At 71.9% G+C, this 7871-nt stretch carries 7 protein-coding genes; 1 reads left to right on the top strand and 6 read right to left on the bottom strand.

Going from position 1 to position 7871, the window contains the following annotated elements; translation table 11 throughout:
- Positions 1-303 precede the first annotated feature (303 nt).
- Positions 304-855 (top strand): adenine phosphoribosyltransferase, encoded by a 552-nt coding sequence (locus PKA16_RS14245; RefSeq protein WP_324404193.1) that lies wholly within the window; start codon positions 304-306, stop codon positions 853-855.
- A 129-nt stretch (positions 856-984) separates the two neighbouring features.
- Here PKA16_RS14245 and glcF read toward each other — a convergent pair whose 3' ends face one another.
- The 6 genes from glcF to rpoN form a co-directional block, all read right to left on the bottom strand.
- Complete coding sequence (glcF, locus tag PKA16_RS14240; protein ID WP_324404192.1) at positions 985-2220, bottom strand: glycolate oxidase subunit GlcF; 1236 nt, start codon at positions 2218-2220, stop codon at positions 985-987.
- Complete coding sequence (gene glcE, locus PKA16_RS14235; protein WP_324404191.1) at positions 2220-3290, bottom strand: glycolate oxidase subunit GlcE; 1071 nt, start codon at positions 3288-3290, stop codon at positions 2220-2222. The genes glcF and glcE overlap by 1 nt, the downstream gene beginning before the upstream one ends.
- Positions 3291-3913: 623 nt before the next feature.
- The gene (locus PKA16_RS14230) at positions 3914-4372 is read right to left on the bottom strand and encodes a PIN domain-containing protein (protein ID WP_324404190.1); all 459 of its coding nucleotides are present in this window, start codon (positions 4370-4372) and stop codon (positions 3914-3916) included.
- Positions 4373-5656 carry a THUMP domain-containing protein gene (locus PKA16_RS14225; protein WP_324404189.1) on the bottom strand — a complete coding sequence of 428 codons (1284 nt, stop codon included), beginning with the start codon at positions 5654-5656 and terminating at the stop codon, positions 4373-4375.
- The gene (locus tag PKA16_RS14220) at positions 5653-6105 is read right to left on the bottom strand and encodes a thioesterase family protein (protein ID WP_324404188.1); all 453 of its coding nucleotides are present in this window, start codon (positions 6103-6105) and stop codon (positions 5653-5655) included. Before PKA16_RS14220 ends, PKA16_RS14225 begins: the two co-directional genes overlap by 4 nt.
- A gap of 19 nt (positions 6106-6124) precedes the next feature.
- Entirely contained in the window at positions 6125-7669 is a 1545-nt protein-coding gene (rpoN, locus tag PKA16_RS14215; protein ID WP_324404187.1) for an RNA polymerase factor sigma-54, read from the bottom strand.
- Positions 7670-7871 lie beyond the last annotated feature (202 nt).

Genomic DNA, 7871 nt, shown 5'->3' with positions numbered 1-7871 from the left:
AGGCGCGCAGGCGCCTGTGGAGCCGCGGCGCTCACCCTCGCCTGCCACGCCGATGGCGGTGCTGGCGAACGCGTCCAACTGCCGTTCCTGGGATGATGCGAACGGGCGTTCGACGTGACGAACGACAAGCGTGATGGCCTCGCTGCGCTTCAGCGACGAAACCATCATCCGTCGTGCCGGCGCGACCGGGGTCGGTCGTTGCAGCCCTGAATGTGCGGCAGCCGGGGTGGCCGAGTGCCGCACCCTCCGACGCGACAGGCACAATCACAGCTTGTCACATCCGTCCGTCAGCAGGGCCCGCCCATGACCATGCCGCTTGCCGCCTCCGACTACCTGCGCCAGCACATTCGCACCGTGCCCGACTGGCCGACGCCGGGCGTGCAGTTTCGCGACATCACGCCGCTGCTGCAGGACCCGCGCGTGTTCCGCGTGCTGATCGATGCCTTCGTGCACCGCTACATGACGCCGGCGCTGCGCCCCGACGTGGTGGCGGGGCTGGACGCGCGCGGCTTCATCCTCGGCAGCGTGGTGGCCTACGAACTGGGCGTCGGCTTCGTGCCGATCCGCAAGAAGGGCAAGCTGCCGTTCAGCACGGTGGAGGAGACGTTCGAGCTCGAATACGGCAGTGCCTCGGTCGAGCTGCACACCGACGCCGTCCGGCCGGGCCAGCGCGTGCTGCTGATCGACGACCTGATCGCCACCGGCGGGACCATGATGGCAGGCCGCAGGCTGCTGGAGCGCCTGGGCGCCCAGGTGATGGAAGGCGCCGCCATCGTCGACCTGCCCGAACTCGGCGGCTCGCGGCGGCTGCGTGAATCGGGCCTGCCGCTGTTCACGTTGGTCAGCTACGAGTGACCGTCCGCCCCTCCTGCGGCACTGGCGGATGCATCCAATCGCCGGCTTCAGGTTGACGCGCAGCGGAGCCATTTCGCCATGCCGGCGCGCGCCGGCGCCCTGCTTCACCGTCTCGAACGCGAAGCGGCATCACCCCATCGCCGCGTCCAGCAGCTCGATCCAGTGGCGCACCGGCAGTTCGGTGCCCGCCTGCAGGTGGGTGATGCAGCCGATGTTGGCCGACAGGATGGCCGCGGGGCGCTCGGCGGCGTGCTCGCCCTGCAGGTTGGCCAGCTTGCGCTCGCGCAGCTGCAGCGACAGCTCGGGCTGCAGCACCGAATAGGTGCCGGCCGAGCCGCAGCACAGGTGGGCTTCGTGCAGGGCCGGGCGCAACTGGAAGCCGAGTTCGCCCAGCCAGCGCTCGACGCCGCCGCGCAGTTGCTGGCCGTGCTGCAGGGTGCAGGGCGCATGCCAGGCCAGCACTTCGGCCGGTGGACGCACGCGCCCGGCCAGCGCGGTGGCGATGTCGGGCAGCAGCTCGCTCAGGTCGCGCGCCAGCTCGGTGACGCGTGCCGCCTTCTCGGCGTAGTGCGTGTCGTGGCGCAGCAGGTGGCCGTAGTCCTTCACCATCTTGCCGCAGCCCGAGGCGTTGATGACGATGGCCTCGACCGCGCCGCGCTCGATGTACGGCCACCACGCGTCGATGTTGGCGCGCATCTGCGCCAGGCCGCCTTCGCCGTCGGCCAGGTGGTACTTGATCGCGCCGCAGCAGCCCTGGCCGCGCGGCAGCACGCATTCGATGCCGGCGGCGTCGAGCACGCGCGCGGTGGCGGCGTTGATGTTGGGGATCATCGAGGGCTGCACGCAACCCTCCAGCAGCAGCACCTTGCGCGCGTGGGTGCGCCGCGGCCAGGCACCGGGGCCGCGGCGCTCGGGCACCTTGGCCTTGAGCTTTTCCGGCAGCAGGCCACGCACCGCCTGACCCACGCGCATGGCCGGGCCGAACAGCGGCGAACTCAGGCCCGTGCGCAGCACGGCGCGCTCGCGCGCCTGGCCCGCCGGCCGCGCCACCTTGCGCTCGACGATCTGGCGCCCGATATCGACCAGGTTGCCGTACAGCACGCCGCTCGGGCAGGTGGTCTCGCAGTTCAGGCAGGTCAGGCAGCGGTCCAGGTGGAGCTGGGTCTCGCGTGTCGGCGCCTGGCCTTCCAGCACCTGCTTCATCAGGTAGATGCGCCCGCGCGGGCTGTCCAGCTCGTCGCCCAGCAGCTGGTAGGTGGGACAGGTGGCCAGGCAGAAGCCGCAGTGCACGCACTTGCGCACGATGGCTTCGGCCTCTTCGCCTTCGGGGGTGCCCTGGAACTCGGGCGCGAGCGTGATCTGCATCAGAAATCCAAGTACATGCGACCCGGATTCAGGATACCGGCCGGGTCGAACGCCTGCTTGAGCCGCGCATGTATCCGTTGCAACGGTGCGGACAAGGGCGTGAATACCGGCGCCTGGCCATCGCCGCCGCGAAACAGCGTGGCGTGGCCGCCGGCGCGCGCAGCGGCGGCGCGCACGTGGACGGCGGCGTCCTGCGGCAGGCGCAGCCAGCGCTGCGCGCCATGCCATTCGACCAGGGTCGGTCCCAGATTGAGCGGCGTCGCGGTGTCGGGCATGCTGACGCGCCAGAGCGCCTCGCCCGGCGCCAGGCGGAAGAATGGCAGGCTCTGGTCGCGCAGCGCGCTCCACTGCCGGCTGGCCCGCTCGCCCTCCAGCAGTTCACCCCCCATGCTGCGACGCGCTGCCTCGATGGCTGCGCGGGCACCGCGCAGGCGCACCGCCAGCGTGCCGTCGGCCCAGCAGCTGGCGTTGAGTGGCAGCGGCTGGCCACCCCAGCGGTTGAGCTGCTGGCGCGCCGTGGTCTCGGACCATTCGAACAGCAGCGTGCATTCGGCCGGCGGCAGCGGCATCACCTTGAGGCTGACCTCCGCAATCACGCCCAGGGTGCCCAGCGAGCCCGCGAGCAGGCGGCTGACGTCGTAGCCGGCGACGTTCTTCATGACCTGGCCGCCGAACTTGAGCAGCTCGCCCCGGCCGTTGATCAGCTGCATGCCCAGCACGTAGTCGCGCACGCCGCCGACGCTCGCGCGCGCCGGCCCGGCCAGACCGGCCGCAACCATGCCGCCCACGGTGGCGGCGACGCCGAAGCGCGGCGGTTCGAACGGCAGGCATTGGCCCTGTTCGGCCAGCAGCGCCTCGAGTTCCGCCAGGCGCGTGCCGGCCAGGGCCGTGACCACCAGCTCGGTGGGTTCGTAGGCCTGGACGCCCGTCAGCGGCCGCAGGTCGAGCAACTCGCCATGCAGGCGCTGGCCGTAGAAGTCCTTGGTGCCGCCGCCGCGCACGCGCAGCGGCCGGCCGCGCTCGCTGGCGTTGCGCAGCTTGTCCGCAAGGGTCTGCAGGGCGTCGTCCATGGACACAGCCTAGATCCGGCAGCTGGATGCGCTGGGCAATGCCGCGCGACGGGCAAGGCCGCATGGCACGGCGAGGGCGGTGCCGGCGGGCGGTTGGCGTCCGCCCAGCAGGCGAGCGCGATCAAAGGGGTCAAGTTCAATGTTCATGCAGGCTTCCAGACGTTCGCAAGCGGCCAGCTGCTGGATCCGGGCTCAATGGTAACGGGAGTCTCAAGTCACTCCACCACCGTGCGGGTCTGCTTGCGCAGGCACCGCGGCAGGAAGTGGAGGAAAACGATGGTCTTGCCGGTGCTGTCGCCGCCCTCCCAGCCGCCAGACGGCTGGTCCCGGGGGCACGGCAGGGGACGGTCGTGCCCTGTGGCCGGTCGGCTTCGGTGATGCCGGCTTCGCCGTGCTGATGGGAAACGGCGAACTCGTCGAGCGTGCCGTTCCAGCCCGCCATGCGGCGCAGCAGTCACTGGCGTTGGCCCGTGCAAGGCCCTCCTGCGCTGGATCGGACTCGTCCACCAGAAGCAGCGACAGGAAGTGCTCGTCAGTGCAGGCCGCGCCGTCCAGAGGCAGAGGCGCACGCGCCAGCGCGCGGCGGGTTCGCCCCGCGTGTTGGACCACAGCCCGCGTGCGGCTCACGGATGCAGCCGCACGCGCAGCGCCGCCAGCGGGCGCCGCAGTTCCAGCACGGCGCGGTCGCGGCTCCGCAGCTCGGCGCGCCAGGCGACCGCCAGGTCGATGAACATCTGGTCGTCCGGGTCGCGACAGCGCAGCGGCGCGGGCGCGGCGACGGGCGCCGGCTGCGGCCAGCGATCAAAGGCCGCCAGCACCGCAGCCGCGTCCCGGCCGCGCCGCTCGCACTGCCGGATCAGCGCGGGATAGCCCAGCACCCGCGCCAGTTCCACGCGCATGGCGTCGTGCGCCAGCCAGCACAGGGCGCCCGAGCGAATGTCCTGCGCCAGGCCCGCCGTCGCCGGCTCGTCGAACAGCCACAGGTCGAGCACGCGGTTGGTGTCGATCACCACCCGCGCCACGCCGTCGGCCGGCTGGTCCGGCAGGGCGCCAGAGCCGTGCGAATCCCGGGCGCCCTGCATCTACCCCGGTCCGCCGGGCGACGGCGGTGTGGCCTGGCCCGCGCCGCGCGCGGTCAGGTCGAAGCGGAACAGGCGGCATTCGATCGGTCCGTTCCACAGCGGCACGCGGCGCGACTCCTTCAGGCGCAGGCGCCCCGGCAGCTTCGGATCGGGACTCAGCAGCCAGGCGGTCCAGCCGCCGTAGTGAGTCTTCCAGTGTGCGGCCAGGCGGGCGAAGAACTCGTCGCCGGTGTGGCGCTCGACCCCGCCAGCGTGCTGGAAGGCCTCGCGGCCGTGGCCCCTGGCGCCGGCCACGCCCGCCGCAGCGATGCGCTCGCCGTAGGGCGGATTGAGCAGCAGCACGCCGGGCGTGGCGCTGGGGGGCAGGCGCTGCAGGGCGTCGCCACCGCGCAGCTGCACGGCCTCGGCGACGCCGGCGCGCGCGGCATTGCGCTGCGCGAAGTCGACCATGCGGTGCGCCACGTCGCTGCCGAAGATGCGCGCCGCGGCCGCAGGTCCCACGGGCGCCTGGGCCTGCGCGAGCTCCCCGCGCAGCGCCTGCCAGGCCGCCGGCACGAAGGGCTTGAGCCGCTCGAAGGCGAAGTGGCGTTGCCCGCCCGCCGGCACTCCGAGCGCCAGTTGCGCAGCCTCGATCACGATCGTGCCGGAGCCGCAGCAGGGGTCGTACAGCGGCAGCGCCGACACCGTGCGCGTGGCCGGCTGCCACCAGCCGCAGGCGGCCAGCATGGCGGCAGCCAGGGTTTCCTTGAGCGGCGCCTCGCCCTTGTCCTGGCGCCAGCCACGCTTGAACAGGGGCTCGCCGCTGGTGTCGATGTAGAGCGTCGCGTGGTCGGCGTCCAGGTGTGCCGTCACGCGCACGTCCGGGTGGCGCGTGTCGATGCTCGGGCGCACGCCGCCGGCCTGCGCGCGAAAGCGGTCCGCCACGGCGTCCTTGACGCGCAGGGTGGCGAAGTTCAGGCTGGCGAGCGAGCTCGCCTGGGCCGTCAGGTCGACGCGAAAGCGCTGGCGTGGCGTGAACCAGTCTTCCCAGGCCACGCCCGCAGCCAGGGCATAGAGCGCGTCGGCGTCGCGACACGGCGCATGCGCCAGCTCGATCAGCACACGCTGCGCCAGGCGGCTCAGCAGGTTCAGGCGCAGCACCAGGTCCCAGTCGCCGCGCACGCGCACGCCACCGCGCAAGGTGAGCAGGTCCTCGCCGACGAGCCCGGTGAGGCCATGCACCTCGTCGGCCAGGTAGTCCTCCACGCCGCCGGCGCAGGGCAGGAACAGGTTGAGCGTCTTCATGGCACCACGCCCGGCCCCTGCGCGCACGCCACCAGCTGGCGCCGCATGCGGTCCGGAATCGGTGTGACCTTGCGCGTGACCGCGTCGATGAAGACGATCCCGGTCTTGCCGCGCGCCACCTCGCGGCCTTGCGTCAGCTCGGTCATGCAGAACACCAGATCGAAGCCGTAGCGGTTGAAGTCGGCGGGCTGCATGCGGATGCGCAGCGTCTCGCCGTGGAAGGCTTCCGACTTGTACTGCGCCAGCAGGTCGCCCACGACCACGGCCGTGCCATCGATCTGCCCCTCGCGATAACCGAGCGCGCGAAAGAAGCGCAGCCGCGCCTCGGACACCAGGCTAATCAACTGGGCGTGGTCCAGGTGTCCGCCCTGGTTGACGTGGCTGATGTAGACCTGCAGTTCGGTGGCAAAGCCGAAGCGATCGGGGAGGTCGAAAACAATGCGGGCCATGATGGACTCCCCCTGGAGACTACAGCGCCCTGCGCAACTGCGCCGGGGCAATCTTGAGCGCTTCGCGGTATTTGGCCACGGTGCGGCGCGCGCAGTCGATGCCCTGCTCCTTGAGCAGCCCGGCGATCTGGTTGTCGGACAGCGGTCGGGCCGGGTCTTCGGCTTCGATGAACTGGCGGATCAGCGCGCGCACCGCCGTGCTGCTGGCGTTGCCGCCGGCCTCGGTGGCCAGCGCCGAGCCGAAGAAGTACTTGAGCTCGTAGGTGCCGCGCGGCGTTGCCATGTACTTGGCGGTGGTGACGCGCGAGATGGTGGATTCATGCACGCCCAGGGTGGCTGCGAGCTCGCGCTGCACCAGCGGCCGCATGGCCAGCTCGCCATGCGTGAAGAAGCCGCGCTGGCGCTCGACGATGGCGCGCGCCACGCGCAGGATGGTGTCGAAGCGCTGCTGGATGTTGCGCACGAACCAGCGCGCTTCCTGCAGATGCTGCGACAAGGCGGCGTGGCCATCACCGGCGCCCCGCAGGGCGCGCGCATAGGCGGTGTGCACGCGCAGGCGCGGCAGCACGTCCGGGTTGAGTTGCACGCGCAGCGGCGCATCGGCCCCATCGGCGCCGGCGCTGACGATGACGTCGGGCACGATCACCTGGTGCTCGACCGAGGCAAAGCGGCGACCGGGCTTGGGCTCGAGGGTACCGATGACCGCCAGGGCAACGCGCAGTGCGGCCTCGTCGGCACCGGTGGCGGCGGTCATGCGGCGCAGGTCGCGCCGCGCGATCCAGTCGAGCGCGTCGGGCAGCGCGAGCAGCCGCAGGGCGAGACCGACTGCCGCCCGTGTGCTGTCCGCCGGATCCGACGCCGCCTGGCGCGCCCGCAGTTGCAGCACCAGGCACTCGGCCAGGCTGCGTGCGCCGACGCCGATCGGCTCCATGGTCTGCAGCAGGCGCAGCGCCAGGTTGAAGTGGTGGATCAGCTGCTCCAGCGCTTCCAGATCGTCATCCTCGTCGCTCAGCGTGGCCGCGAGCTGGGCCAGCGAGTCGGGCAGATAGCCGTCGTCGTCGAGCGATTCGATCAGGAAGCGCAGCGCCGCCGCGTCCTCCGGCGCCAGCCGCAGCGCCAGCGCCTGACGCAGCAGGTGCGCCTGCAGCGATTCGTCGGCCTGTCCGCGCTCGCCCGGGTCCGGCGCTTCGTCGCCATCGAAGCCCCCCGCGCCCACCAGCGCGGTCAGGTCCCATTCACGATCATCCGGTGCCAGGCTGGTGTCGGCATCACCGCTCCAGTCGCGCGGCATCTCGAGCTCCGGAAGCGGCGGCCCCTCCGCGCCTTCGGCGTCCTCGCCCGAGACGGCATCGGCGCCCGCCTCGCCAGCGGGGCGGGCTGGTTCGTCGTCCGGTTGCGCCGCTGCGCTGTCTTCCTCTCGCTCCAGGAACGGGTTGTCGGCCAGCATCTGCTCGATCTCGGCCTCCAGCTCGAGCGTCGAGAGCTGCAGCAGCCGGATCGCCTGCTGCAGTTGCGGCGTGAGCGCCAGCTGCTGCGCCGTGCGCAGCGACAGCCCGGGTTTCACGGCCGTGGCCACCACAAGGCCGCGCGCCTGGCCCAGCCTGCGAACGCCATGCCCGGGCGTGCGCCCGGCATCGGCGCGGCCCCGCTGACGAGATGGAGCGCAGCGGCCTGGATCTCGGTCCCGGCGCCGCAAGGCCGCGTTCTCATCCTGGGCGCGCGAGCGTCGCCCGTCCGAGAGGCCGCGGAGCAGGCCCTGCCCGCGA

The sequence above is a fragment of the Ottowia sp. genome, assembly GCF_035325765.1.
Classification (GTDB): domain Bacteria; phylum Pseudomonadota; class Gammaproteobacteria; order Burkholderiales; family Burkholderiaceae_C; genus Ottowia.
Note: the sequence above shows the minus strand (reverse complement) of the source record. Positions and strands in the feature narration are given on the sequence as shown.